Origin of the sequence: Rhodococcus sp. UFZ-B548 (assembly GCF_903819475.1) — a bacterium.
Lineage (GTDB): Bacteria > Actinomycetota > Actinomycetes > Mycobacteriales > Mycobacteriaceae > Rhodococcus_F > Rhodococcus_F erythropolis.
Window position 1 is genome coordinate 108,808 of sequence record NZ_CAIJDS010000006.1, and the last position, 25,706, is coordinate 134,513.

Here is a 25,706-nt window from a genome sequence, read left to right on the forward strand (position 1 = left end):
GGGTCACGGAAAGAGAAGGGCACACTTGAGCATTCGCGCTGGATCCAACGAACGGCACGCACGTACCAATTCCACGCTCTCGCGTAGAAACTTCTTGGCAGCAACAGGATTAGCTGTGGGCGCCGCTGCGCTCTCGTCCTCGTGGACTACGGCCGCCGCTGCGCCCAGGCGAGCATTGAGCGACGGAGACCGTGTCCCTGCGCTCGTGATCGGCAGCGGGTACGGCGGAGCCGTTGCGGCACTTCGGCTGACGCAGGCCGGCATCGACACACACATGGTCGAGATGGGGAAGTCGTGGACCACACCGGGGTCCGACGGCAAGGTCTTCTGCCCGATGCTCTCACCGGACGGACGTTCCTTCTGGCTCAGAGACCGTACAGTTCAACCGGTTTCACACTTCTCCGGCGGCTCGGTGGACAAGAACATCAGCCGCTACGTCGGCGTTCTCGACGCCGAGGACTTCGGCGGGATCAAGGTCTACCAAGGCCGAGGGGTCGGCGGCGGGTCGCTGGTCAACGGCGGCATGGCCGTCACACCCAAGCGCAACTACTTCGAAGAGATCCTGCCCGGGGTCGATTCCAACGAGATGTACTCGACGTACTTCCCGCGGGCCAACGCTGCGCTCGGAGTCAACAACATCGACCCGGCCTGGTTCGAGTCGACCGAGTACTACAAGTTCGCACGAACCGGGCGAAAGACCGCTGAGAGATCCGGTTACACAACAACATTCGTGCCGAATGTTTACGACTTCAACTACATGAAGCAGGAAGCTGCTGGTCAGGTCACCAAGTCTGCCCTGGTGAGTGAGGTCATCTACGGCAACAACGCGGGAAAGAAGTCTCTGGACAAGACGTACCTCGCTGCGGCATCCGCCACCGGCAAGCTCACGATCTCGGCGCTGCACGTCGTGACCTCGGTTGCGCCGGCCGCGACCGGTGGTGGATATCAAGTGGTGATGAACCAGATCAACGAGCAGGGCAACACCGTCGGCACCAAGACGGTGACGGCGGACAAGGTCTTCTTCGCGGCCGGCAGTATCGGTACCAGTAAGCTCCTGGTCGCGATGAAAGCACAAGGGCAGCTGGCGAATTTGCCGGGTGCGGTTGGGCAGGAATGGGGGCACAACGGCAACGTGATGGTGGGTCGCGCCAATCACATGTGGGACGCCACCGGCGCGAAGCAGTCGGCGATCCCCGTGATGGGTATCGACAACTGGGCCGACGCATCTGCTCCTGTGTTCGCGGAAATCGCGCCCTTCCCAGCCGGTACCGAACTGTGGGTCAGCCTGTACTTGGCGATTGCCAAGAATCCGCAACGTGCTCAGTTCCAATTCAACTCGGCAACAGGCAAAGTCGGTTTGAATTGGCAGCGCTCGCAGAACCAGCCGTCGATCGACATGGCGAAGAAACTCTTCGACAAGATCAACAAGAAGGAAGGCACGATCTACCGGACCGACCTCTTCGGTCCGGTGCAGACGTGGGGCGACCAGTTGACGTACCACCCCCTCGGCGGTTGTGTGCTTGGCAAGGCGACCGACGGCTACGGTCGTCTGCCGGAGTACCCGGGACTGTATGTCATGGACGGATCCCTCGTTCCGGGCAATGTCGGAGTCAATCCGTTTGTCACCATCACCGCTCTGGCCGAACGGAATATCGAGAACATCATTGCGAACGACATGAACTAAGGGGCGACTCGGGGTCAGGTGCGGTGGGATCAACTTCCTGCCGCACCTGCTCTGCGTGGGCAGCGGTTACAGTCACCTGGACAGACGACGGTCGATCCAGGGATGTAGACGTGAGGCGGACAAAATCCGAGGTCGACGGTGATTGGCTCCGGTGGGGCGTGCCGTCGAGCGACGAGCTGGTGGTATCCGAACACGAATTAGACGACGAGCCCGAAGATTTGGTTCTGTGGGGTGGTGCGTCGAGTGCTGATCAACCGGTGACATGGGAAACCCACGCGCACCGATCGAACGAGATTCTGTTCCCTCGTTCCGGCATTGTGGTTGTTCGCTCGGGCGCCCAGATGTGGACATTGTTGCCGGGACGAGGGCTGTGGATACCGGCACTGCATCGACACTCGGTGCGCGTTGCCGCGGGTGCGCAGTTCCTGACGGTGTATTGCGCTGTAGGGCAGGGGCCTTCGCTCGGTGATCACCCGGTTGCGGTACACGGCACGCCGCTACTCTACGAGTTGTTTCTGCATCTGAGTGCTCGCGAGATGTCGGACGACGCGAGGCGCCGCGCCGAGCGAGTGTTCTTCGACCTCGTCGTTCCCGGCGACGAGCGCGGAGCGATGAAGATCCCCGATTCGGGCCCGGTCGGGCGGATTGCACGCGACCTGTTGTCTCATCCGGAGGACCCACGCAGTTTCGGAGACTGGGCGAACGAGATCGGCGTCAGCACCAGCACTTTGGCTCGTCGGTTCAAGGTGGACACCGGCGTGAGTTTCGGCCAGTGGCGAGTGCTGCTTCGGATGAACGTGGCGATGTCCCTACTCGGCCAAGGTGTTGCGGTCGCCGACGTGGCCGAGCAGATCGGATACTCGACGCCCAGTAGTTTCGTCGCCGCTTTCAAACAGTCCACCGGTGTCACGCCGATGGCATTTCGAAAGAACGCGGATCGTTGATCCGATTTCGACATTCTTTGACAAAACTCCGCGATTGCGTCATCCCCTGATCCGCTCTACCGTTAGCCATGTAGGCGAGGCTTACTTTACTTTCCGGGTTCGGGAGTTTCCCGAAACTCGCTCGACAGCATGGGGCAGAAGTGATCGATTTTGTTGCGCCGCGTTCGAAACGCGGTAGCAGGGCCATCTTCATGGCTGTGGCAGTGGCACTTTCGACGGTGCTGGCAGCATGTGGCACCTCGACGACCGACGCGAAGTCCGACGGTGATGCGTGGACGTATGTCGATGCGCGTGGTCAGCAGATTTCACTCGACAAGATCCCCGAACGCATTGTGGCGACGGCGGACACCGCGCCGGTGCTACTCGAATACGGGGTCGTTCCAGTCGGTATCATCGGCTTTTCCAGGCTCGACGAATCCACGTTGAATGCATTCGACTTCAGTGGAATTGCCCATGTCAGCGAGACCGACACAGATATCAGTGCCGAGAAACTCCTGGCAGTGGACCCGGATCTGGTCATCGACATCTGGAGTTCGTACAACGGCGGAAACTTCGGCAGCATCTGGGGCGACGATATCGCTCGCGTCGAAGAGGTTGCTCCCATTGCAGGTGTCGAGATCACCGACGGGGCGCAAGCGGCGTTGGACAGCTTCAGTTCGTTGGTTCAGGGTATCGGCGGCACCGACACCTCGCCGGTCTACGCGGCAAAACGGGAAGAGTTGAGTGCGCTCGGTGACCGGGTGCGTGAATTGGCCACATCGCGAACGAATATCTCTGTTGCATACGTGATTCCGTTGGAGTCGAGCCTGGACTACGCGGTGCCGGGATGGACTCCGCTCGGAAGTATTCTCGAAACGATGGGCGTCGAATTCGCGAAGCTGGACAGCGAGGACGGTTTCTGGGCATCAGCGAGTTGGGAAGAGCCGGGCGTCTTTCCGGCCGATCTCCTCCTGATTCCGCCGACGTGGTCTGACGCACCGGAGCTCAATTCGCCGACGTTCACCAGGCTTCCGGCTGTGGTTTCGGGCCAGGTTGCCTCGGTAGAACTGCGTACGGGGTACAGCCTGACGGGCATCACGGAGCAGATGAGGCGTTTTGCCGACGTTTACGAGAAGAGTGGGAAAGTCACCTGAGTGGCATCATCGCGGTGCGTGAACTCGCAGTGATCGATTGACTCGGTCGAGGATGCCGATGGCAGTGGTCAATATGTCGAGGTCACCTTCGTCGAGGGCTGTCAGTTCTTGGGCCAGGACGCCGATGCGTAGTTCGGACCGACGGTCCCGGCGCGCGCTTCGCTCGTCCTTCACGAAAAGCGTGCTCACCCGGCCGTCTGTGGGATCGGGTCGCCGCTCGATCAGGTCCTTGTCGGAGAGGATGCGCACCAGCGTGCTGACGGTGTTCGGGCGTCTGGAGAGGCGATCGGCCACGGCCCCGATGCGAGTGCCGGGATGGTGCGCGACATCGTGAAGTACCTCGGATTGTGCCTCTGGCAAAGTCGCGTCGGTACCCGACGTATCCATGTATTCACGCAGCGCTCGACGCAATTCGAACGCCGCAGCGATGAGTGATCTCGATGCTTCTTCCGCAGTGGGCACGCGATCAGAGTAGCGATCGACCTCGTGTGATCCACGCCCCAAAACTGTATCTGACACAGATATAGTTTACAGTTCCTCAAAGGGTAGGGTCACCTAACCATGACGGTAGATGAAGCTGTCATGCTTCACGACGTACGGGACACGATCATGAATTTTGGACAGAAGTCACGCAGTGTAATGCTGATCGGCGCACTGACATTGGTGGCAGCTCTCAGTGGCTGCTCGAGCGACGCCTCGCCCACAGACACTGACATCAGTGCGTCGACTCCGGCGGACTCTGCGTTTGTCGCTCCGCGAGAAGTCCCGGCTGGAATGGGGAGCGGAAAGTCGGACGGCGAATTCCCTCGTACCGTTTCACACTTCAAAGGGGACACCACGATCGAATCGCAGCCCGAAAAGGTTGTCGTCATTTCGACCGGGCAAGCAGATGCGCTTTTATCTCTCGGTGTCGTTCCTGCGGCTTCGACTCGTGGTGACGGTGCGGACCTGGTGCCGCCGTACCTGTTGGCCGCATACCCCGAATTCCGCACCCAGCTAGGTGATGTCGTCGATGCAGGTGGGCGCTTCACACCGAACTTCGAATCGATCGTCAAGCTCGATCCTGACCTGATCTTGATGAATGTTGCAGGGAAGGATGCTGATTCGCTGTACGACCAGCTTTCGGCAATTGCGCCCACCGTGGCAACGCAGGGGACCGGCGTCAACTGGAAGCAGGACTTCCTGCTGGTTGCCGACGGGGTAGGTAAGACGCAGCAGGCGAAAGCACTGCTGGATACGTTCAACGCCGACGCCGCGGCCTTGGGTGCGTCCCTTTCGTCGCCGCCGACAGTGTCGTTCACCCGCCAGAACGGAAATCGCTTGCGCATCTTCGGTATTCCTTCGTTCACCGGAAGTATCGCCCAGGATGCCGGCCTGACGCGTCCGGAGTCGCAGCAATTCGACGACACCTCCCGAGACATAAGTGAGGAAGAGCTGAACGTGGCGGACGCTGATTGGATCTTCTACGGAGTGCAAGGCGGGGACCCGGCGACGTTGACCAACGCGCCGTTGTGGGCGCAGTTACGTGGGGTGATTGCCAACCATGCCGTTGCTGTTGACGACGACGTCTTCTACCTCAATACCGGGCCGACTGCGGCTCGTGAAGTGCTGAAGGTTCTGCAGAGCGCACTGCAGCAGTAGTTGATTCGGACTGGTTGTGCGTGCCGACGAACCGGAAGACTGCTCCACCCGCAGTGACGGCAAGCGTCGCGAGGACAGCTCCGGCAACGACGTCGGTGAGCCAGTGAGCTCCCAAATAGAGGCGAGTGAGCGCGACGACAACGGTGACCGTCACGGCGAGCAGCATCAGAAGACGTTTGACGGACGGTGTTCGGTCGACGCTCACAACGAGAACCGCAATGCCGAACAGCGCTGCTGTGCCCGTGACGTGACCGGACGGGAACGAGTGGCCGGTCTCGAGAAGAACTTGGATGTTGGTCGGCGGACGTTCGCGACCGACGAGCGCTTTGATTACCGTGCTGGCGACTGCCGCACCGCCAACGGTTCCGATCACGATCAAACCCGGAACAACCGAACGCGCTCGCCACGAGATGAGCACTCCGCAAGTGATCCCGAGCAGCGCGGTGGCGACAGGACTACCGAGATCTGTGACGGCGACCGCGATCTGGTTGAGGGCGCCGCTCCGGTGATCGACCATCCAGTCGGTCACCGGCCCGTCGAAGCTCGTCAGCCACCCGTTTCGATATACCTGGATCGAGAGCGTCACCAGGGCGAGGGCGAGCCCGGACGCGCGGAGCGCTGTTGACCGAACGCTGGAGGCCCGGTAGATCGAACCGAATGCGAACAGCGCGGCTGCCACCACGATTGCGGCAACCGCAATTTCTGCGGTGGTGCTCTCGGTCAAGACTTCGGTGACCACGTTTCGCACGGTCGACACAGTTGCTGGCATGAATGCAGTGTGACGATCAGAAGCTGAAGAAACGCTGAACGTAACTCGGTCATGGGCCCACCGTCTGCTCTACTGGGTGCATCCGAACAACTGCGTGTCGACGAAACGGGGCCGGTGGTGCGAGTACTGGTTGTCGAAGACGAAGTACGCCTGGCCGAGACGATCCGGCGGGGATTGGTAGCCGAGGGATTCGTGACCGCCGTGGAACTCAACGGGGACGACGGATTCGCGATTGCCTGCAGCGACGAATTCGACGTGATCGTTCTCGACATCATGTTGCCGGGCAAACACGGATACGACATCGTGCGGGACCTACGCGCCCGGGAGGTGTGGACGCCGATCCTCATGCTCTCGGCGAAGGACGGCGAATACGACCTCGCTGATGCTTTCGATCTCGGTGCCGACGACTACCTGGTCAAGCCCTTCTCGTTTGTAGTATTCCTCGCGCGGCTTCGCGCACTGGTGCGGCGCGGCGCTCCCCAGCGTCCATCGATACTCACCGTGGGAGACCTGTCCCTCGACCCCGCCAAACATCAGGTGATCAGAGCGGGAATCGAATTGACGCTGACGCCACGTGAGTACAGCGTTCTCGAGTTCCTGATGCGCAACAACGGAGTTGTGGTCACGAAGACCGAGATCGTTCGCTCAGTCTGGGACACCAACTACGAAGGTGACGAGAACATCGTCGAGGTCTACATCGGTTACCTACGTAAGAAGGTCGACCTCCCGTTCGGAACCCACAGCATCGAAACCATTCGGGGCATCGGGTACCGCTTTGTCGGCACTGCCTGATCTTCAATCGGTCGGTAGCGGAATTGTCACCTCGAATCGACTTCCACCGCCTACCCTCTCGCTGACGGAAATGGTTCCGTGATGCGCCGCAACGATTTCCGACGCGATGGCGAGTCCGAGTCCGGAGCCACCTCCCTGCCTCGACCGCGGCTGGTCTAGGCGGACGAAGCGTCCGAAGATTCGTTCGCGTTCTGCTGCAGGGATTCCGGGCCCGTCGTCCTCGATCACGATATGGGCTTCGTGGCCGGCTTCGGAACACTCGAGATGCACGAGGGTCTCGGCGTGCCGCACTGCGTTGTCGACCAGGTTTCGCACCATGCGCGCCAACGCCCTCGGGTCTCCGGACACGCGAACCGGAGCAACGGTGGCGGTGACCGCGATCTCGGAGATACCGTCGATCCGCTTCTGCTCGGCGAACAGAATGTCGTCGAGGTCGACGTCGACGACGGTACCGATGGATTCGAGTTCGCTTTCGTCCGAGCGCGCGAGAATCAACAGATCCTCGATCAACTGCCGCATCCGTCGCGCCTCGGGAAGTAGCGCGTCTTCGATCAGTGCGTCGTCGAGGAGATCCGGGCGTCGGTGTGCCAGTTCGAGAGCCGTCGTGATCGTGGACAGTGGACTACGTAACTCGTGGGAGGCATCGCTGACGAATCGTTGTTGAGCAAGTGCGCCTTCGTCGAGGCGCGCCAGCATGTCGTTCATTGTTGTTGCCAGTCGGGCTATCTCGTCGTTCCCGGACGGGACGGGGACTCGTTCACCTTGACGCCCACTCGATATCGAGGCAACCCGAGCGCGGATGCGTTCCACGGGAGCGAGAGCCGAACCCACCAGGCGGTAAGTGGCAAACGCGGCCAGTCCAAGAACCAGGGGCCCGGCGATGGCGAGCAGAACGGCAACGGTGGTCACCACGGTTTCAACCGGTTCACGGTCGGCGCCGACGAAAACGGTGACCGGTCCGGCCGGCGTCTGAGCGCCGTGTCCGATCAGCCAGTAGTCCTCGTCGTCGGACTTCTTGACCCTTCCATAGGTGTCCGACTCGTCAGGGCCGAGAATGCGTTCGGACAGTAGGTCGCTGTCAGTTCCAGGCGATTGGGCGACGATTCGGTGATCGGCGTCGACGATCTGCACGATTCCGATCTGGCTGTCGGTGGACAGAAGCGAAGGGTCGAGATCGGCTGGGCTCTTCCCGGTGAGTTGCTGGACCAACTGTGCGGCACGGGCCTCGGAGCTGTTCAGTGCGGACAGGTGCAGGGAGTTCGCCAGTACGAAAACCAGTGCAAGCCCGGCGATCACCAAGCAGAAGGCGATCACGAGGGTCGATGCCACGGTCGTCCGGGCGCGCACGCTCCACCGGGACGGGTGCAGAATCGACTCGCCGATGACGTTCATGGCGTCCAGTCTGTACCTTCGCGGCTGTGCATATATACAAAGGCTGTGCATATACAAAGACGGGTGACGCGGCCTCGTAATCGGACCGCGTCACCCGTCTAGAGGATCAAGCCACTCGCTTGGCGGTTCGGCCGCCGAATTCGAGCATCACGGCGCGTCCGGTGTCATCGGTGACGAAGCGCCCCAACGTCCGCGTGGTGTCGGCGCGAGCAGCGAAGTCGAGATCGTTGACGAAGGCGATCGGGATCGCCGGCGGCCAGACGATGTCCTCGTATTCGCCGAGGTCCTGCGCGCTGCCCATGCGGACGCCGATTCCCTCGTCACCGGGGGCGACGGTCATGGTCAGGTTGCCGGCCTGGTACTTGCCCAGGACGGCGTCGACGGCAGAGGGTTCGGGCTCGACCACGTCGAGAGATGCCGGCGCGGGCAACTCTGCGAGGTTGGCCATGCACCAGTCGACGATCTTCTTGCCGATTCCGCCGCCGAGTGCGTTGGTCAGCACGGTGACGGCGAAGTTCTTCTCAGGCACGGTCAAGAACTCGGAGACCTGGAGGTTGCTGACGTTTCCGCCGTGCCGCACTACCTGGGTGGTTCCGTATCGAGTCAGCAGCCAGCCGATGCCGACTTCCTCGAACATCATCGCGGCGGGACGTTGCGGCTTCTGCATCAGCAACCGGGTGGACTCGTCGAGCGGCTGTCCCTCACCCGGGTGTTCGCCCGACAGTGCGTAGCGTGCCCAGACGAGCTGATCGCGCACCGAGGACCACATTCCACCGCAGGGCGTCATACCGCGGTCCAGTCCGGTCTCGTTGGACACGAACGGCTCACCCTCGCGGATGTAGTGGCCGAGTGCAAACCGGTGGGTCATCACGTCCCAGGGCAGGAACGCCGAGTTCTTCATCTCGAGTGGGTCCAGAACGCGCTGCTTGACCAGCTCTTCGAAGGTCAGTCCACTGATCTTGGCTACGACGTATCCGGCGAGAACGAATCCGGAGTTGCTGTAGGAGAAGACCTCTCCGACGGGAAATTCCTGTCGTAGTTCCTTCAGCCGTGAAATCGATCGACCCAGCGCGTCTTCACCCCAGCCTGCCGAGAGGCTGGCGTCGCCGGTGAATCCGCCGGTGTGCGTCAGAAGATGACGCATCGTGACTGTGCGGGTGGCTTCGTCGTCGGCGAGGATCAGTTCGGGGACGTACTCGACCAGTGGGGTGTCGAGATCGAGTAGGCCGTCCTCGACGAGTGCCATCGCGGCTGTTGCAGCAAAAACCTTTGTGGTGGAACCGATCATGAACATCGTCTTGTCGGTGACCGGGAGCTGGGTTTCGACGCTCTCGATGCCGCTGGTGACGACGATGTCCTTGTCGCCGTGCACGATACCGACCGAGACGCCGGGGATGTTTGCCTCGACCCTCCACTGGTCGACGAGTTCCTGAAGCTGTTCTTGCATCTTTGATTCCTCGAGTTCGCTGGCGTTCTGTGTTTCGGCGTTCGGTGTTTCCGTCATCGTATGTGTATCGGTCGTCGTCACGCGTTAACCCGTGGTAGGAAGCGGAATCCGACGTACACGCCGTCGCGGTGCGGCCGTACCGTCGTCCAACCGGCAGCCCCGGGTTGACGGGTGGTCCAGGTCCCCGGGATCTGCGACGGTACGAGAGTGGCCACCGCTGCAGGCTTCTTCGGAGCTGTTTCGTCTTCCTCGGGATTCGGGATGACGTCACCGATGACGGTGATCACAGCCTCGTCAGCGGACTCTCCACGACGGAACTCGATTGCTATTCCGCCCGAGCTGTACTTACCCAGAACCGAATCCGGAATCGACTCCACACTCGCGGGGTTCGGGGCGAGGGCTTGCGGAGGTTCGAGTCCGACCAATGCGGCCGCGGCTTCGGTGAAGAGATCACGATAGAGGCCGTCTGCTTTGCCGCCGCTGGTCAGCAGCGCGATCGCGACATTGTGGCGGGGGAAGATGCGCAGATATGCGTGCTGCCCGATGGTGCTGCCGTCGTGGCCGAAAATTTCTTCGCCCGACCAGGTTTCGTGGAACCAACCCAGACCCCAGCCCGACTTGTCCGGGAACAGTTCGCTGATATCGATTTCGGGTGTACGCATCGCGGCGGCTGATTTTTCCGACACGATCCGCACACCGTCGACGCTCTGACCTTCGAGAAGGCCGAGTTCCGCGAACGTGAGCAGATCTCCGATGCTGGCAGTGATGCAGCCGGCCGGCCCCATCGAGCGCGTGATCGGCCAGACGGGCATCACGACGGAGTTCCCTGTATGGCCCGCTGCCACAGAGTATCTCGGAGTATCTCCGGTCAACGTGAGTGTGTGCGCGAGGCCGAGTGGATCGATGATCCGCTCCTTGAGGATGTCGTCCCAGATACCGCCGCGAAGAACCTCGACGATACGAGCTGCAAGGACGTACGCGGAATTCGAGTACGCGAAGCCGTCCTCGAGTGGATGAACCTGACGGAAGTCACGCAGGCCCTCGACGTAGCGTTCGACGACGTCGTCTCCGCGACCCTTGTCGATGAAGAGGTCACCGTCGATTCCGTTGCGATGGTTCAGAAGTGCGCGAACCGTGATGCGGGCGGCTGTTTCCTCGTCCTGCAGTGCGAAGTCGGGCAGGATCGACCGGACGGTCGCGTCCAGGTCGAGCAAGCCTTCGTCGACCAGCTGCATGACCAGCATCGCGGTCCATACCTTGGTGATGGATCCGATCTGGAACAGGGAGTCGGTGGATACCTCGACCCCGGTGTCTGCATTGATCACGCCGGAAGCCACCGTCGTACGGGTGATTTCCTTGCCGCTGGAATCGAGTGTGAGAATACCGAATTGAGCACCGGTGACGCCGTAACGCTCACACAGTACGTCCAGTGAGCGCTTCCACGCGTCGGCGCCGGCAGATGCATTGGCCAGGCCGGTCTTGGGCAGCTTCGCGGAGGTGTATCGCTTCACCCACTCGATGAGCCGCGTGCTGTAGTCGATTCGGTGCGAGATCGAGCCGTTGACGAGGAACCCGTGGCTTGCACCGGGATACGCCACCAGTCGGGTGGGTACATGCTGCTGGCGAAGTGCGGCGAACCAGGCCTCGGCCTGACCCAGCGGGCACCGCTCGTCCGACTTTCCGTGCAGGATCAGCGTCGGAGTCACCACGTTCTTCACGGCGGCGAGCGGTGAGGCTGCCAGCAGCCCCGCGGAGTTCTCGGGAACAGTGGTGCCCGTGGCGAGCGACGCGAGGTGCGGACCGAAATCGCAGACTCCGGCCATAGCGTTGAAATCGCAGATCAGCCCACCGGCCACCGCCGCGGCAAAGCGATCGGTCTGCGAGGTGAGGTGGCAGGTGCTGTATCCGCCGTAGCTGTACCCAGTGATCGCCAGGCGGTCCCCGTCGACAAGTCCCTCGGCGACAAGCGCGTCGATCGGCTCGAGGAAGTCGGCTTGGTCCGAGGTACCCCAGGCGCCGTTGACGGCGTACATGAAGTCTGCGCCGTACCCGTCCGATCCACGTGGATTGAGGGTCAGGATGCGCCAGCCCTGCGCTGCGAGAACCTGGTGGGCGGGGTGATAGGTATCGGCAACGCCGGTCCACGCGTTGTGCGGTCCACCGTGAATGTCGAGCAGCAGGGGTGCAGCGCCATCAGTTTCGGGAGCGGACAGCAACCAGCCATGCACGGTACGGCCGTCGGAGATGGTGAATTCGCGCTCCTCGGCGGCAAACAGGGTCACCTCGGGGAGTGCTTCTGCGGTGAATTTTGTCAGCGTGGTGACAGCGCCGCTGTCGAGATCGACGAGTGCGACCTCGCCGAAGGACTGCTGTGTGGTGACGATGACGGAGGCGACGCGGGCGTCACGGGCAACGGAGAGCGCCGAGACGACCTCGTTGGGATTGGCGACGAGGGAGCGAGAGGTTCCGGTTTCGATGTCGGCTGCATACAGATGCGTCCATCCGCGATCGCGGAGGCAGAACACGATTTCGTCGCGAGTATTCGACAGTGCCGGTGTGCCACCGGGGTAACCGGGCGCGCCGGGCATCACGTTGCGATCGAGATGAGCTGTGAGGGTGACGTCGACCGGTGTCTCAGTTGGGCCGGGGACGGACAGACGGATCAGGTCGGCAGTTCCGACACGGACCTCGGGGGTGCCGATGGCGACGACCGAATCTCCTTGCGGGTGCCACAGTGTGGAGCCCTGCACCCCGGTGGCGTGACCGAGTCGCTGCGGCGGAACTGACAGATCGTCGACGAGGATTCGGTAAGCGCTGAACGTGAGGTTCAGATCGCTGTCCGGTTCGAGATTCGCGGTGAAGGCAAGAGCCGTGCCGTCGGGCGACCAGGACGGTACGTCCGCATTCCAATCACCGTCGGTGAGGCGTCGTACTGCCTTCGTCTCCAGATCGACGGTGTGCAGGTGTCGACGGAAGGTGCCGAGCCAACCGGCGCCGTCCACCTTGTATCCGAGTCGGTCGGTGACGATGGGCGCATTCGGATCGGTGGAGTCCGAACGTGAGATCACAGCGGCGAATGCAATGGCATTTCCGTCCGGGCTCCAGGCCGGTGCGCCGGCACCGAGGGGGAGTGATGCTGTTGTGGTGAGGGTTTCGGCCTCGCCGCCGGCGAGCGGAATCAGGTGCAGCTGGGCGGAGTCGCCGACCTTGCGGAGGAAGGCAATCGAGGTTCCGTCCGGAGAGAACCGAGGTGCCGAATCGGCGGGCCCCGCAGTGAGGCGGCGAGCCTGGGAATCGCGGGACACTGCCCAGAGCGATGTAGTTGCCTTTCCTGCAACAGTTTCCGAGCGAACGAAGACGACCACGGTGCCGTCGGGCGAGATTGCGGTTTCAGTGGGTGTGACCACGCGGTGGAGGTCGTCGAGAACAAATGGACGGTCAGTCATGTAGATCCTTCGAATCGGAGAAATAGATGCAGACGTAAAGCTTTGTCTTCCGGCTTATTTCAGAACTCGGATGCCTGGGCCCGCCAGGGTTCCACCAATCGGCGCGTACAGGGACGTCGCACCGTTGAAGAACATGAAGTTCGGCGATGTGGATACCGGAACGACGTCAGAAGAGGTGAACAGCGCCTGTTCCGCTTCCTTCCACACCCAGCAGGATTCCTGGCCGGGCAGAACAGATGCCTTCGCAGCCAGTTCGGTGTACTCGGGATTGTCGATCGATGCGAAGTTGACGCCCGCCGGAGGGGTCGGGCCGGAGAAGTACGGAACGAAGATGCTGGGAGTGTCACTCTGGACGGTCAGACCGATCGAGATCGACCAGGATGTCAGGTCCTTTGCCGCGAACGTATTGGAGATGATGAAATTGTTGTCACCACCGCGAAGCTCTACCTTCGCGCCGAGTTCCTGCCACTGCTTCATCGCGTATTCTGCTGCTGCAGAAGTGGTATCGCGGTAGTTGGCAAAGATGACCGTCAATTGCAGCGATTGACCGTCCTTGGTCAGAACGCCGTCGGATCCGGGCTTCCAGCCGGCGTCGGCGAGGGTCTTCTTCGCCGCAGCCATGTCGAACTTCGGAACTACACCGGTGACACTGTCGTAGTCACATGCCCGCGGATCGACAACGGCCAATGCCGTAGCGCGCGAACCCTTGCCACCGGTGTTGATGTCCGTGTAGTCGTCGAGATCGATTGCCTGCACGAGCGCGCTGCGCACCGCTTCGTCCTTGGTGGGAAGAGCAGAATTGTGGTTGAAGATGAACTGCCCGCTCAAGGTGTTCGACGTCATCGATTCCAGGCCGGACGCTTCCACACGTTCGATATCCGCACCGGCCACCGGTGCTGCGTTCACCGTTCCGGTGAGGACCAGGTTCGCCGTCGTCGCCGCGTCCGTCACGATCTTGATCGTGACGGCCTTGGGTACTCCGAGGGTGTCCGATGTGGTTTCGCCGTTCGGTCCCCAGTTGTATCCGTCGCGGCGTTCGAGCGTCACGTGATCGTTTGCCACTACTTCGGTGATCTTGAACAGGCCGGTTCCGTTGCTGCTGCCGCGAACACTGGCGGGGTCGTCGAGTGCTGCCTGGCATGCCAGTTTGAGAGCACCGATGCGCTCGAGCAGGAAGGGCGCAGGTTCCGCCGTCTTGATCGTGAGCTCGTCGCCATCGGCGGTTGCTACTGCAGTTTCGGGTACCGACGCTCCCAGCCACGGCGAGCCGTTCGTCTTGTCGACGACCCAGTTGATGTTGTTCGCGGCTGTCTGGGCAGTGAACGTCGTGCCGTCTTCACACGTGATCCCTTTTTTGAGGGTGAAGTTCAGCGAAGTTCCGTTCTCGCTCCATTTTTCGGCCAGATACGAGCCCGCTGCACGGGTTTTGGGGTCGATGGCCAACAACGAGTCGTTGGTATAGCTGTTGATTGCCTGCGTGGCAGTCAGGTTGGTGATCAGGGGATGAAGGTTGCCGGGGTCGGTGTTCACGATCGTCGTGAAACTCCCGTCCTTGGCGTAGTCCCCGGAGGTCCCGCCGCCAGGATCAGAGGTGCTTCCGCACGAGGCAACCGTGAGAACGCCGATCGTGACCAGAGCCGCGGTGGGCACTGAGCGAGCTTTCATCTGATGCACCTTTTGATCGAAGGATGTCGTTGATCAATGCTGCGCGAGGGACGTGGCCCAGGTCTCGTTGAATCGACTCATGCTGAGCACCTGAATCTGTCGGATCGTCACAATGGATGGTCGTCGTTTCTCACGGAAGTGTGGTTCGGCTACCGTCGGGGTGTGCGCTCAGAATCTCGTCGATCAGATATCCAGACCTTCCATGTCATGGATGTATGGAAGGCCGCGACCGAACGTCAGCGGACGCACGGTGACGTCCTGACGTTGGCTGCCGGTCAACCGTCGACCCCCGCGCCGGCACCGGTGCTACGTGCGACGCGCGAGATCCTCGGCACCGAACTACTCGGGTATACCGAGACTTTCGGGATCCTGCCGCTACGCGAAGCTATTGCGCGCTACCACAGCGAGCGATCGGGAATAGCCGTCGACGCCGAAGACGTGGTGGTGACGACAGGTTCGTCCGGGGCGTTCACCTTGCTTTTCCTGGCCGCGTTCGACGAGGGCGACACCGTGGTGGTCGCTCGCCCCGGATATCCCGCCTACCGCAACACCCTTGCCGCTCTCGGCTGCAACGTCGTCGAACTCGACTGCGGGCCGGCAACCCGATACCAGCCGACGGTGGACATGCTCGAGGCCTTGCCGTCGCCGCCTGCCGGTCTGATCGTCGCCAGCCCGGCAAATCCGACGGGCACGGTGATCTCGCCCGAGGAGCTCGCTGCGTTGGCGACGTGGTGCGAGCAGCACGGCACCCTTCTGATCTCGGACGAGATCTACCACGGCATCGGATACGGCGATCAGCACACGTCGAGTGCCTGGGAGACCTCACGCGAATCCGTTGTGATCGGCTCGGTGTCCAAGTACTTCTCGATGACGGGTTGGCGGCTCGGGTGGATGTTGGTGCCGACGTACTTGCGGCGCCCGCTGCAGCGACTCGCGTCGAACATGACGGTGTGTCCGCCCGCGATCTCTCAGTACGCCGCCATCGAGGCGTTCTCGGACGAGGCGAAGGTCGAGTTGGACGGGCACGTTCAGCGGTACGCCGTCAATCGTGAACTGCTGTTGACCGGGTTGCCGAAACTGGGCATCACCGAGCTGGCTCCCGCCGACGGTGCGTTCTACGTCTACGCGGATATCGGCCATCTGTGTGGCGACGAGGGCGCTACCGCGTGGTGTGCCCGGTTGCTGACAGATACCGGGGTCGCGTTGGCACCCGGAATCGATTTCGACACCGTCCACGGAAACCGGATGGTCAGACTTTCGTTCGCGGGCGCGACAGCCGACATCCAGGAGGCGCTGACCCGCCTCGAGAAGTGGCTCGGGTAACAAACAGCAGGGTCTTCGAGCTGTTTCGCCATGCGGAGGTGCCCTCTGCTGGCACGATGTCGTGGTGTCTTCTGCAGCTACGCCCAAGGGTGAACGACGTCGCCAAGCTCTGGTGGCGTCCGCTGCTGAACTTTTGCTGGAGGGCGGGTTCGACGCCGTTCGTCACCGAGCTGTGGCAACCAGGGCCGACCTTCCTCTGGCTTCGACGACCTATTACTTCGACTCACTCGACGATCTGATCGCGTGTGCCGTCGAGCTCAACGGCAACGCCGACATGGAAGCGATGCGCGCCAGAGTGGCTGCGGTGACCCAACGTCGGCGGGGCGCGGAATCAACCGTCGAACTTTTGGTCGAGCTGCTGCTCGGAGACGAAGAGAAGCGGCCGGAGAGCCGCGAACGATTGATCTCGCGCTACGAACGATTTGTGGCGTGTGCCCGTCATCCCGCGCTTCGTGACGTGCAGTTGCGCCTACGCGCCCAGCTCGACGACCTGTTGACCGATGCGCTTCGACGCTCGGGCCGAACGGCTCCCGAGGGGCAGTTGCGCCGTCTTGTCGCGATGGTCGACGGCGCGATGATCACGGCGCTCGGGGAGTACGACCCGGACCCACGCGGGTTGGCCAGAGGAATGCTCTTGGAATCGATCGACGTGATGGCGCCGCCGGTCGTCTAGCTCGGGGGTGACAGCTGCTCTAGCTCGGGGGTGACAGCTGCTCTAGCTCGGGGGTAACAGCACTGCTCGGCCACCGTTAGACTGAGGCCTCGTGAGCCGCATCCCGAATGTCCTTGCCAACCGATACGCCAGCCCGGAGCTTGTTGCTCTGTGGTCTCCCGAGTACAAGATCGTGCTCGAGCGTCAATTGTGGGTGGCGGTGTTGCGTGCGCAGGCAGAGCTGGGCATCGACATTCCGGCCGACGCCATCGACGACTACGAGCGTGTCATCGACAACGTCGACCTGGCGTCCATCGCGGACCGCGAGCGGGTCACCCGCCACGACGTGAAGGCACGCATCGAGGAATTCAATGCACTCGCCGGACACGAGCAGGTCCACAAGGGCATGACCAGCCGTGACCTCACCGAAAACGTCGAGCAGCTGCAGATCGTGCGTTCTCTCGAACACGTCTACAACCACGGCATCGCCGTCGCCGCCCGTCTGGGTGAGCGCGCTGCCGAGTACTCGTCCATCGTGATGGCCGGCCGCTCGCACAACGTCGCAGCTCAGGCCACCACCTTGGGCAAGCGTTTCGCTTCCGCGGCCGACGAGCTTCTCGTTGCACTGACACGTCTGCGTCAGCTGATCGACCGCTACCCGCTGCGTGGGATCAAGGGCCCGATGGGTACCGCTCAGGACATGCTCGACCTCCTCGACGGCGATGCGGCCAAGCTCGAGCAGCTCGAAGCGAAGGTCGCGGAGCACCTCGGATTCGCCCACGTACTGACCAGCGTCGGCCAGGTGTACCCGCGTTCCCTCGACCACGACGTCATCTCCGCGCTCGTCCAGGTCGGCGCGGGCCCGTCGTCGTTTGCACACACGATCCGCCTGATGGCCGGCCATGAGCTGGTCACCGAAGGCTTCCAGCCCGGCCAGGTCGGCAGCTCGGCGATGCCGCACAAGATGAACACCCGCTCGTGCGAGCGAGTCAACGGACTTCAGGTGATCCTGCGCGGCTACGGCTCCATGGCAGCCGAGCTTGCGGGTGCACAGTGGAACGAAGGCGACGTCTTCTGCTCCGTCGTGCGTCGCGTCGCTCTCCCGGACGCGTTCTTCGCGATCGACGGCATGTTCGAGACCTTCCTGACCGTGCTGATCGAGATGGGCGCGTACCCGGCCGTCATCGAGAAGGAACTGACGCGCTACCTGCCGTTCCTCGCCACGACCCGCGTTCTCATGGCAGCGGTGCGCGCGGGCGTCGGACGCGAGACCGCCCACGAGGCGATCAAGGAGAACGCCGTCGCAGTCGCGCTGGCGATGCGTGAGGAAGGCAAGGAGCCCGACCTGCTCGATCGCCTTGCCGCCGACGACCGTTTGCCGCTCGACCGCGCCGCACTCGACGAGGCACTGGCCGACAAGGCGGCCTTTGTCGGCGCCGCGTCTGCTCAGGTCGACGCCGTTGTCGCCGAGGTGCAGAAGCTTGTCGACGCCAACCCCGAAGCTGCGGCGTATGCGCCGTCGCCGATTCTGTAAGGGCTACGCCCCCGTGCGCCTTTTCGGTAGTCACCACTACCGAAAAGGCGCACAGGGTCGAAGAGCATGAACTGCATCTTCTGTTCCATCATCGCCGGTGAGGCCGAGGCCAGCGTCGTCTACGACGACGCGAATGTCCTTGCCTTCATGGATATTCGGCCGTTCACATCCGGCCATCTCCTGGTCGTGCCGAAGCGCCACGCCAGTGGATTGTCCACGCTCGATTCCGACGACGGTGCCAGGATCTTTTCCGTCGCACAGAAGATCGCCGCAGCGATGCGTACCGGACCTCTCCCCATCGACGGAGTGAATCTGCATCTCTCTGACGGAGCTGTTGCGGGGCAGGAAGTCTTCCATGTTCATCTGCACGTCATTCCGCGAAATCGCGGCGACGGCTTCGGCCTGCGTGCGCTACCTCGCACGCCCAATCGGGCAATTCTCGACAGCACGGCTGCCGTCATTCGCGGTGCACTGAACTAGCGGCACCGGCCACTTTCAGGGACTGCCGATCAGTTCGACAACGGAGTCCAGAAGGACACTGCGCCAGCACAACCAGTCGTGGCCGCCGTCGAAGATCCGATACGACATTTGCGCTCCGGCAGCCTTCAACGCCTGTGCGACCGCTGCGCTGTGCCCGACCATGTCGGACTCGTGCCTACCTACTTCGAGGACAACGCGTAAACCGTCCGGCACGCCATCGCGCTCGATGCGTGCGGCGATGTCTCCACCCGGCGGACCGTCCTCGCCGCGCTTCAAGCCTGTCGGCCACCAGAATGAACCGGACCCGCTGGCGACCAGCGCGAAGTGTTCGGGGAATTCGAGTGCTGCGAACATCGAGGCCAGGCCGCCGAAACTCTGCCCCGACACCACCGTTCGCGTTCGATCAGACGAGAAGGGTGCGACGGCGCGCACCTGCGGAAGTAGTTCGTCGACGACTGCACTCCAGTAGTCGCGGTTGCACGGCAATTCCTTCGAACGACGTTGATTGTCAACGGAATCAATGGCCAGCAGAACGCAGGACTTCAGTTTGCCGGTCTGCACTGCACGATCGAATGCGGCACCTGCTGGCATGACCTCGGCCCAGTGGCGCCCATCGAGAAGTATCACGAGCGGCCGTTCTTCGAGCGGTGTCAATCCGTCGTCCACGGTCTCGTAGATCCACACCGGCCGCTCGACGTCCAACGTCGAACTGGCCCAGGTGAGCTGTATCGACTTCCTGAAAACTGGAGCATCCCAACCGAACTGGACCGGCGCCGAGGGCATCTCAGCGACGGAACGCCTTGTGTCCACGCCTGCGGAAAGCGGATTGAGTGGGTCGGCAATTCGGTGTTCGAGCAACCCCAACCAGCGGGTGCGGCGGGTCGTGTCTTCCTTGCCTGCTCCCGGATAATCTAATTCGTCGACTACGGACTTCGGCGCCGGGATGATGCTGTAACTGCTGCGCCAGGTGTTCGAGACTTCGGCGGCGTAGAACCACACCGGACTCTCGCCGATCCGTTGCATCACGCTGAGTTGTTCCGCGTGATGGTCGGTCAACGAGTTTGCGTCGAGGTAGACGCGCTCGACTTCCGTCTCCTCGGGCTGTCGCCAGAGGAAAGTTACTCGAACTGTATGTGTGTCAACACTTTCGATGATCGGCGTGCCTTGTTGCACTATCCGGTTCCAGAAGGTGTCGATGTCGGGCGAGGCCGCGAGGGAAGCGGACAATTCTGTCACCGCCTGAGTTAGCATGAGCACAGCCTAACCTAATTTCATGGGCTTTTGAATTCGAGGAGTGGTCCGCCAGTGGGCGTCACAATGAAAAAATCGCGCGCCTTGAAGGTGCTCTCCGCAGTCTTGGTGGCAGGGTTCGCTCTCGCCGGATGTAGTTCTGCGGATGCCGATTCCGGTGCTGATTCGGCTGCATCGCAGGGTAATTGGCCCCGCACGGTGGAAACGCCGAAGGGGCCGGTGGAGATCACGTCGAAGCCGGAGAGGATCGTCTCGACCAGTGTGACGCTGACGGGCACGCTGTTGTCGATCGACGCTCCGGTGGTGGCTACCGCATCGACGGGACCGAACACCGACGTATCGGATGCGCAGGGGTTGTTCACACAGTGGGGCGACATAGCTCGAGAACGTGGACTCGCAGTGCTGCCGATGGGCGGCGCGAACGCAGAATCCGTTCTGGCCCAGAACCCGGACCTCATCGTCGTCTCGGCGACTGGAGGTGACTCCGTCGTCGATCTGTACGAACAGTTCACGGCCATCGCTCCGACAATAGTGGTGGACTACGGCGGAAGTAGTTGGCAGGAAGTGGCCGCCGTGCTGGGTGAAGCGACAGGTCTCGAAGACGACGCAGCGGCCACGGTCGCGAAATTCGACAGCGCAGTAGAGGCAGCGAAGGCCAAGATCACACTTCCCCCGCAGCCGACCACCGCGCTCGTCTACTACGAGGACGGCAGCGGCGCCAATATCTGGACGCACGAGTCCGGGCAGGCGAAGTTGCTCACGGCGATGGGTTTCACGGTCGCCGACATTCCCGAGTCTGCGAAGAGCAGTGAATCCATGGGTAAGCGCAAGGACATCATTCAGGTCTCGGCCGAGAACCTCTACGACGGTATCGCAGGCAACACCCTGATCTTGGTCAGCGCCGACGACGGTGCGGTGAAAGCGGTCGAGGCACTTCCCCTGTTGGCGCAGCATCCGGCAATTCGTGATCACCATGTCTATGCCGTGGGGCTCGATACCTTCCGTCTCGACTACTACAGCGCAACCAACATGGTGAACCGGTTGGTCGAGCAGTTCGGCTGATCCATAAGTACTAGTGCTTTCACCCCGAACTAGTCCTTTGGTTGTAGCCGAGAATCGAACATTCCCTTCACGTTCGTCGAATGTGGGACCAAGTGGTGCGCGCATGCCACCATGAACGTCAATCATCGGATGCGGAATGGGGAGTGGATGTTCGACTCGGCTGGTCAGAATGTCTCGGGGCAAGCCCTGGCATCGCGAGGGTGGGGACGTTTCAACCTGAACAACCCGGCCACGGCGGCCGTGATCGTCGGCCTGCTGAGTGTGCCGTGGGTGTTCGGTCTCGCCAGTCTCAAGACTGAACCCGAGACGAGCAATCGAGTGCTGAGCGATCCGGGAACCGTCGTCGGCATCATGGGTTTCCTGACGGTGTTGACCGTTGTGGCGTGTGCGCGCCGGCGGTACCCGATCGCGTACTACCTCCTGACGTTGGCAGGATCCGGCGGATTGATGCTCTTCCTCGGCAGTCGATCGCTGGGGGCCACGCCGCTTTTCTGGTTCGCGATCATGGCAGTGTCCATCCGGGTGAGCGGCATGCGCCTGGTCGGACTGCTGGTCCTCGGAATGGCGATGGACGTGATCTTGGCGATGTATCTCACCGAGCGGGACGGGCTGACGGTCGCAGAGGTTCAGGTGGGGGAGTTGCCCCACCTGTTCCTCGAGCCGGCGGCAAACACCGTCACGAGTTTTCTGGTCGTCGCCGCCATGGGAAAGATCGTCGCGCGTCTGCGAAAGCAAGCAATGGAGAACAGTCAGGCGGTAGCGGATCTGCACCGGGACCGCGAACGCAAGATTGCGAATGCCGTTGTCGCCGAACGGCAGGACATGGCACGTGAGTTGCACGACGTCGCGGCTCACCACATGACCGGCATGATCATCCAGGCCCGTGCCGCCGACAAGTTCTTCTCGAGCAATCCAGAACAAGCGCAAGCCCTTCTGGGCGGCGTCATCGAGCAGGGGCAGCGGGCCCTCAACAGCTTGCGGCAGATCGTGGGGATCCTCCGTCTGGGTGAGGAAGACCCCGATTTCCCGACGCCCATGGTCTCCGACATCGACGAGTTGGTGGACGACTGCAGGCGCACCATCTCGTCGATCTCGCTCGAGAAGGTCGGCCGCTTCGACGACCTGGACAGCGGAGTCCAGTTGACGTGCTACCGCATCGTCCAGGAGGCGTTGTCGAACGTCCTTCGCCATGCGCCGGGTAGCGAGTCCAAGGTATGTCTGAGCCGAGAAGCCGGTGCGGTGAGAGTCCGGGTGATCAATACGCTCGGGAATGCTCGTCCGTCCTCCGACGGGCAAAACCTCGGAATTGTGGGAATGCGCGAACGCGCGACGCTCATGGGTGGTCAACTGGACGCCGGACCGAATTCGGAAGGTGAGTGGGCTGTGCAGGCACTGGTGCCGGTGAACGGGAGGATCAACGCATGATCGACGTCCTTATTGCAGACGACCAGCAGGTGGTACGGCAGGGGTTCGAACTGTTTCTCTCCGGCCACCCCGAGATTCGCGTCGTCGGGCATGCCAAGACGGGAGTCGAGGCGTACGAGCAGGTGCGTGCACTGCGTCCGGACGTCGTACTGATGGATATCCGAATGCCTCACGGTGACGGGTTGACCGCGACCAGGGAGGTCCTTGCCGAGTTTCCGGCGACCCGCGTCGTCGTGATCACCACGTTCGATCTCGACGAGTACGTTTTCGAGGCGCTCGACAGTGGCGCCGCAGGGTTCCTGCTCAAAGACGCCGATCCCGAGGAGCTCTCGTCGGCAGTGCTGACCGTGGCCGAGGGTGGCTCGGTGCTTTCTCCGAGATTGACGTCGAGACTGATCGTGGAGTTCGCGAGGCGCAAGCCGGCACCGATGTCCACGGCGCGCTCCGGATCGGATCACGGTCTCAGCGCGCGTGAAATGGATGTGGTGCAGTTGCTGTCACAAGGCTTGGGAAACAACGACATCGCAGATTCTCTCAGCCTCGAGCAGAGCACGGTGAAGTCGCACATCAGCAACATCTGCAAGAAGCTGCAGGTGCGCACCCGTGTGCAGATCGTCATCTGGGCGTACCGAAACAACGTGATCGCCGTATCGCGCTGACGCACGGGACGCTGCGGCGCATCCGGCACGGCGCGGGCAGAGAAAGTCCACGTGCCCGGGTTCGACCCCTCGTCGAACCCGGGGCAGCTGGATCGCTCAGCCCAGCAGTTTGGCTTTGAGCGTCATGACGGTCGCCGGACTCAGACCCAAGCCCTCGGTCAGGTAACGATCGACCGACCCGTAGGTCTGGTCCAACTGGGCGAGGCCGGCATCGAGATAGCTTGCCTCGACACCCAACAGGGGCTCCATGTTGACGGCCATCTGTTCGCCCAGGCTCGCCGCGATACCCGCGCGCGTGGCCTTCATGCCTTCGGCTGTGTATTCGTTGGTCAGCAAGTAGTCATTCATGATCGCTGAGCGGTCGACACCGGCGATGCTCAGCAGCAGAAAGGACGTCCAGCCGGTGCGGTCTTTACCTGCAGTGCAATGGAAGACCTGTGCGCCTTCGGTTTCCGCGAGGCCCGTGAGCAACTGTGCGAACCCGGCTCGCTCCGTCGCTCCGGTGACGAAGGCGCGGTTCATGTCCTGCATCATCGATCGTGAGTCCTCGGGGGACTTGATCTTCGCGACCATCTCGGCGATGTTCCCGGACAGGATCGGAATGTTCTCGTACGCAACCCCGTCGGGCAGGACATCCGGCTTGCTGGCGATCTCGGGTTCCGTGCGCAGATCGTAAACCTTTGTCAGTCCCAGCTTTTCGAGAATGCTCATGTCATCGCCCTTGGGCGTGATCGCGTTCGCGCGGTAGAAGACTCCCTTGTTCACGGGCAGACCGAGAGTTCCCGAGTATCCGGCGCCGGTGCCTGCGACGTCGCGGAAATTGTCGATCCCGGTCAGCCGCGGAGCATCTGGGGTTTGCTCGGCACTGCCGAAGTTGCTGGATCCGAAATCCAGTGAGCCGAACTGTGGAGCCGAGGGGGCAGGTTCGGCGTGCGCGATCGAGGCGCCGAAACCGGTGATGAGAAAGCTGCTGGTCAACGCAATGGCCGCGGCAGACCGTAGCGAGCACGTGCGCGTGGATCGGGACATGTGTGAACCCTTCGTCGAGCGGAGAGAGTGGCTGGTCGATGAGGTATCGCGAAGGCAAGGTAGCGAGTTCACGTGTCCGATTCGAGAGGAATCTTGCTTTGCTCCCTCTCAGTGGGAGGCGTGCTGCTGTGAGCGTGAGTGACTCGGGAGGCGCAGTTCATTCCTCGAGACCTGTGTTTGTGTAAAGGTCCAGTGCCCTGATATTGGTTAGCCTCACCAAATCAATTCCGGAGCAGTCCGGTGCGTTCAGATGGAGTTCAACATGCGGGTTCAAGGTCTGTCGTGGTTTCGCCGCGCAGTGGTGATCGGCGCAGCAGCTGCGCTGGCGGTCGGCGTCGCCGGCTGCAGCAACTCCGAGGAGGCGTCGTCCGAATCGTCGACGACAGCCGCGAGCTCGCAGACCCGTGTCTTCGAGGCACAGAACGGATCCATCGAGATCCCGAGCGACCCGCAGCGGATCGTGGCCTGCGGATACGCAGTTCTGCCGCTGATTCAGGCGGGAGCGAACCTGGCAGCAGTATGTGAGTGGACCCGTGAACTCGGCAACATGGACGACAAGACCAAGGCCGCTTACGAAGCTCTGCCGAAGGTCGCGCCCGACGGCAACGTCTCCCAGCTCAACTACGAGGGAATCGTCGCTGCCGAGCCCGATCTGATCATCATGGGTGTTCCCGCTCGTGTCGAAAGCCAGCTGGACATGGCGCAGCTCAAGGCGGCCGCTCCCGTCGTCTTCCTGGGACCGACGGTTCCTGCTGATTGGCGAGTGCTGGGCGAGCAGTTCGCCGATGCCGCGAATGTCTCCGACACCTACGGCGAGTTCAAGGACGACTACGACGCCAAAACCGCCGAACTGGCCGCGAAGTACAAGGACAAGCTCGGCTCGTTGACCTTCGGCGGCGTGTGCAACGTCTGCAAGCCCGAGGCCGGCACCTTCTCACGCGAGTACGCGTCTTCGTACACGACCAATCTCTTCGACGGACTCGGACTGCAGTTCCCCGGCACCCCCGCAGACCCCGCCGACATCCACGTCGAACAGGTATCCATCGAGAAGATCGGCGAAAATCTCGGAAATGTCGACGTGATCGTCTACGGCCTCAACGCCGACGGCTCGATGTCTCCGCAGTTGCAGGAGCTGGTCAATTCCGAGCTGTGGAAGGAATTGCCCGCAGTGAAGGCCGGCAACGTCGTCCAGGTCCAGCATTCGTTGGCCGCGACCTATCAGACGGCTCTTCTGACGCTGGATTCGATCGACGAGGGCCTGTCGAAGCTGCCCGCAAACCAGTAGTTCATCGACTGTGACGGTGGCCTCTCGCCTGCTGGCGAGGGGCCACCTGCATATCCGGATGAGCAGGGCGGACAGCTCTCCGAACGGCGAGGA

Annotated in this window: 21 protein-coding genes; 13 read left to right on the top strand and 8 right to left on the bottom strand. The window is 62.0% G+C overall.

Annotated features, from left to right (window positions below):
- Positions 1–115: 115 nt before the first annotated feature.
- The 3 genes from H7C86_RS08585 (at position 116) to H7C86_RS08595 (ending at position 3,761) form a co-directional block, all read left to right on the top strand.
- Positions 116–1,684, top strand: a complete 1,569-nt coding sequence (locus H7C86_RS08585; protein ID WP_201026968.1) for a GMC oxidoreductase — start codon at positions 116–118, stop codon at positions 1,682–1,684.
- Positions 1,685–1,794: 110 nt separating this feature from the next.
- Entirely contained in the window at positions 1,795–2,628 is an 834-nt protein-coding gene (locus H7C86_RS08590; RefSeq protein ID WP_050768575.1) for an AraC family transcriptional regulator, read from the top strand.
- 191 nt (positions 2,629–2,819) lie between these two features.
- Positions 2,820–3,761, top strand: a complete 942-nt coding sequence (locus H7C86_RS08595; RefSeq protein ID WP_182261407.1) for an ABC transporter substrate-binding protein — start codon at positions 2,820–2,822, stop codon at positions 3,759–3,761.
- Between the two features lie 6 nt (positions 3,762–3,767).
- Here the strand turns inward: H7C86_RS08595 and H7C86_RS08600 are convergent, their stop codons facing one another.
- A complete protein-coding gene (locus H7C86_RS08600) occupies positions 3,768–4,223 on the bottom strand; it encodes a MarR family winged helix-turn-helix transcriptional regulator (protein ID WP_021342974.1) in 456 nt (151 codons plus the stop codon).
- Between the two features lie 99 nt (positions 4,224–4,322).
- Between H7C86_RS08600 and H7C86_RS08605 the strand changes: the two genes are divergently transcribed.
- Entirely contained in the window at positions 4,323–5,402 is a 1,080-nt protein-coding gene (locus H7C86_RS08605) for an ABC transporter substrate-binding protein (RefSeq protein WP_228118248.1), read from the top strand.
- Here the strand turns inward: H7C86_RS08605 and H7C86_RS08610 are convergent.
- Entirely contained in the window at positions 5,338–6,171 is an 834-nt protein-coding gene (locus H7C86_RS08610; protein WP_020968544.1) for a phosphatase PAP2 family protein, read from the bottom strand. The genes H7C86_RS08605 and H7C86_RS08610 overlap by 65 nt on opposite strands.
- A gap of 117 nt (positions 6,172–6,288) precedes the next feature.
- Between H7C86_RS08610 and H7C86_RS08615 the strand changes: the two genes are divergently transcribed.
- A complete protein-coding gene (locus H7C86_RS08615; RefSeq protein ID WP_024487527.1) occupies positions 6,289–6,963 on the top strand; it encodes a response regulator transcription factor in 675 nt (224 codons plus the stop codon).
- A gap of 3 nt (positions 6,964–6,966) precedes the next feature.
- Here H7C86_RS08615 and H7C86_RS08620 read toward each other — a convergent pair whose 3' ends face one another.
- From H7C86_RS08620 to H7C86_RS08635, 4 genes are all read right to left on the bottom strand, one after another.
- On the bottom strand, positions 6,967–8,355 hold the full coding sequence (locus tag H7C86_RS08620) for a HAMP domain-containing sensor histidine kinase (protein WP_020968546.1): 1,389 nt from the start codon (positions 8,353–8,355) through the stop codon (positions 6,967–6,969).
- Between the two features lie 106 nt (positions 8,356–8,461).
- Positions 8,462–9,859 carry a serine hydrolase gene (locus H7C86_RS08625; RefSeq protein ID WP_021342978.1) on the bottom strand — a complete coding sequence of 466 codons (1,398 nt, stop codon included), beginning with the start codon at positions 9,857–9,859 and terminating at the stop codon, positions 8,462–8,464.
- A gap of 20 nt (positions 9,860–9,879) precedes the next feature.
- Entirely contained in the window at positions 9,880–13,248 is a 3,369-nt protein-coding gene (locus tag H7C86_RS08630) for a serine hydrolase (RefSeq protein ID WP_182261408.1), read from the bottom strand.
- A 54-nt stretch (positions 13,249–13,302) separates the two neighbouring features.
- On the bottom strand, positions 13,303–14,913 hold the full coding sequence (locus tag H7C86_RS08635) for an ABC transporter substrate-binding protein (RefSeq protein WP_182261409.1): 1,611 nt from the start codon (positions 14,911–14,913) through the stop codon (positions 13,303–13,305).
- Between the two features lie 207 nt (positions 14,914–15,120).
- On the opposite strand from H7C86_RS08635, the gene H7C86_RS08640 reads away from it, so the two are divergent.
- The 4 genes from H7C86_RS08640 (at position 15,121) to H7C86_RS08655 (ending at position 18,902) form a co-directional block, all read left to right on the top strand.
- Positions 15,121–16,236 carry a pyridoxal phosphate-dependent aminotransferase gene (locus H7C86_RS08640; RefSeq protein ID WP_179154745.1) on the top strand — a complete coding sequence of 372 codons (1,116 nt, stop codon included), beginning with the start codon at positions 15,121–15,123 and terminating at the stop codon, positions 16,234–16,236.
- 64 nt (positions 16,237–16,300) lie between these two features.
- Positions 16,301–16,909 carry a TetR/AcrR family transcriptional regulator gene (locus tag H7C86_RS08645; protein ID WP_024487531.1) on the top strand — a complete coding sequence of 203 codons (609 nt, stop codon included), beginning with the start codon at positions 16,301–16,303 and terminating at the stop codon, positions 16,907–16,909.
- A gap of 91 nt (positions 16,910–17,000) precedes the next feature.
- The gene (purB, locus tag H7C86_RS08650) at positions 17,001–18,422 is read left to right on the top strand and encodes an adenylosuccinate lyase (protein ID WP_019747059.1); all 1,422 of its coding nucleotides are present in this window, start codon (positions 17,001–17,003) and stop codon (positions 18,420–18,422) included.
- Positions 18,423–18,488: 66 nt separating this feature from the next.
- Entirely contained in the window at positions 18,489–18,902 is a 414-nt protein-coding gene (locus H7C86_RS08655; protein ID WP_182261410.1) for an HIT family protein, read from the top strand.
- Positions 18,903–18,917: 15 nt separating this feature from the next.
- Here the strand turns inward: H7C86_RS08655 and fes are convergent, their stop codons facing one another.
- Entirely contained in the window at positions 18,918–20,153 is a 1,236-nt protein-coding gene (fes, locus tag H7C86_RS08660; RefSeq protein WP_182261411.1) for an enterochelin esterase, read from the bottom strand.
- A gap of 66 nt (positions 20,154–20,219) precedes the next feature.
- Between fes and fepB the strand changes: the two genes are divergently transcribed.
- From fepB to H7C86_RS08675, 3 genes are all read left to right on the top strand, one after another.
- A complete protein-coding gene (gene fepB / locus H7C86_RS08665) occupies positions 20,220–21,215 on the top strand; it encodes a Fe2+-enterobactin ABC transporter substrate-binding protein (protein WP_259349070.1) in 996 nt (331 codons plus the stop codon).
- Between the two features lie 147 nt (positions 21,216–21,362).
- The gene (locus H7C86_RS08670) at positions 21,363–22,640 is read left to right on the top strand and encodes a sensor histidine kinase (RefSeq protein ID WP_019747063.1); all 1,278 of its coding nucleotides are present in this window, start codon (positions 21,363–21,365) and stop codon (positions 22,638–22,640) included.
- On the top strand, positions 22,637–23,299 hold the full coding sequence (locus H7C86_RS08675) for a response regulator transcription factor (RefSeq protein ID WP_019747064.1): 663 nt from the start codon (positions 22,637–22,639) through the stop codon (positions 23,297–23,299). Before H7C86_RS08670 ends, H7C86_RS08675 begins: the two co-directional genes overlap by 4 nt.
- Before the next feature lie 96 nt (positions 23,300–23,395).
- Here the strand turns inward: H7C86_RS08675 and H7C86_RS08680 are convergent, their stop codons facing one another.
- Positions 23,396–24,328, bottom strand: a complete 933-nt coding sequence (locus tag H7C86_RS08680; protein WP_182261413.1) for a tyrosine-protein phosphatase — start codon at positions 24,326–24,328, stop codon at positions 23,396–23,398.
- 250 nt (positions 24,329–24,578) lie between these two features.
- Between H7C86_RS08680 and H7C86_RS08685 the strand changes: the two genes are divergently transcribed.
- Positions 24,579–25,613, top strand: a complete 1,035-nt coding sequence (locus tag H7C86_RS08685; protein ID WP_020906369.1) for an ABC transporter substrate-binding protein — start codon at positions 24,579–24,581, stop codon at positions 25,611–25,613.
- Positions 25,614–25,706 lie beyond the last annotated feature (93 nt).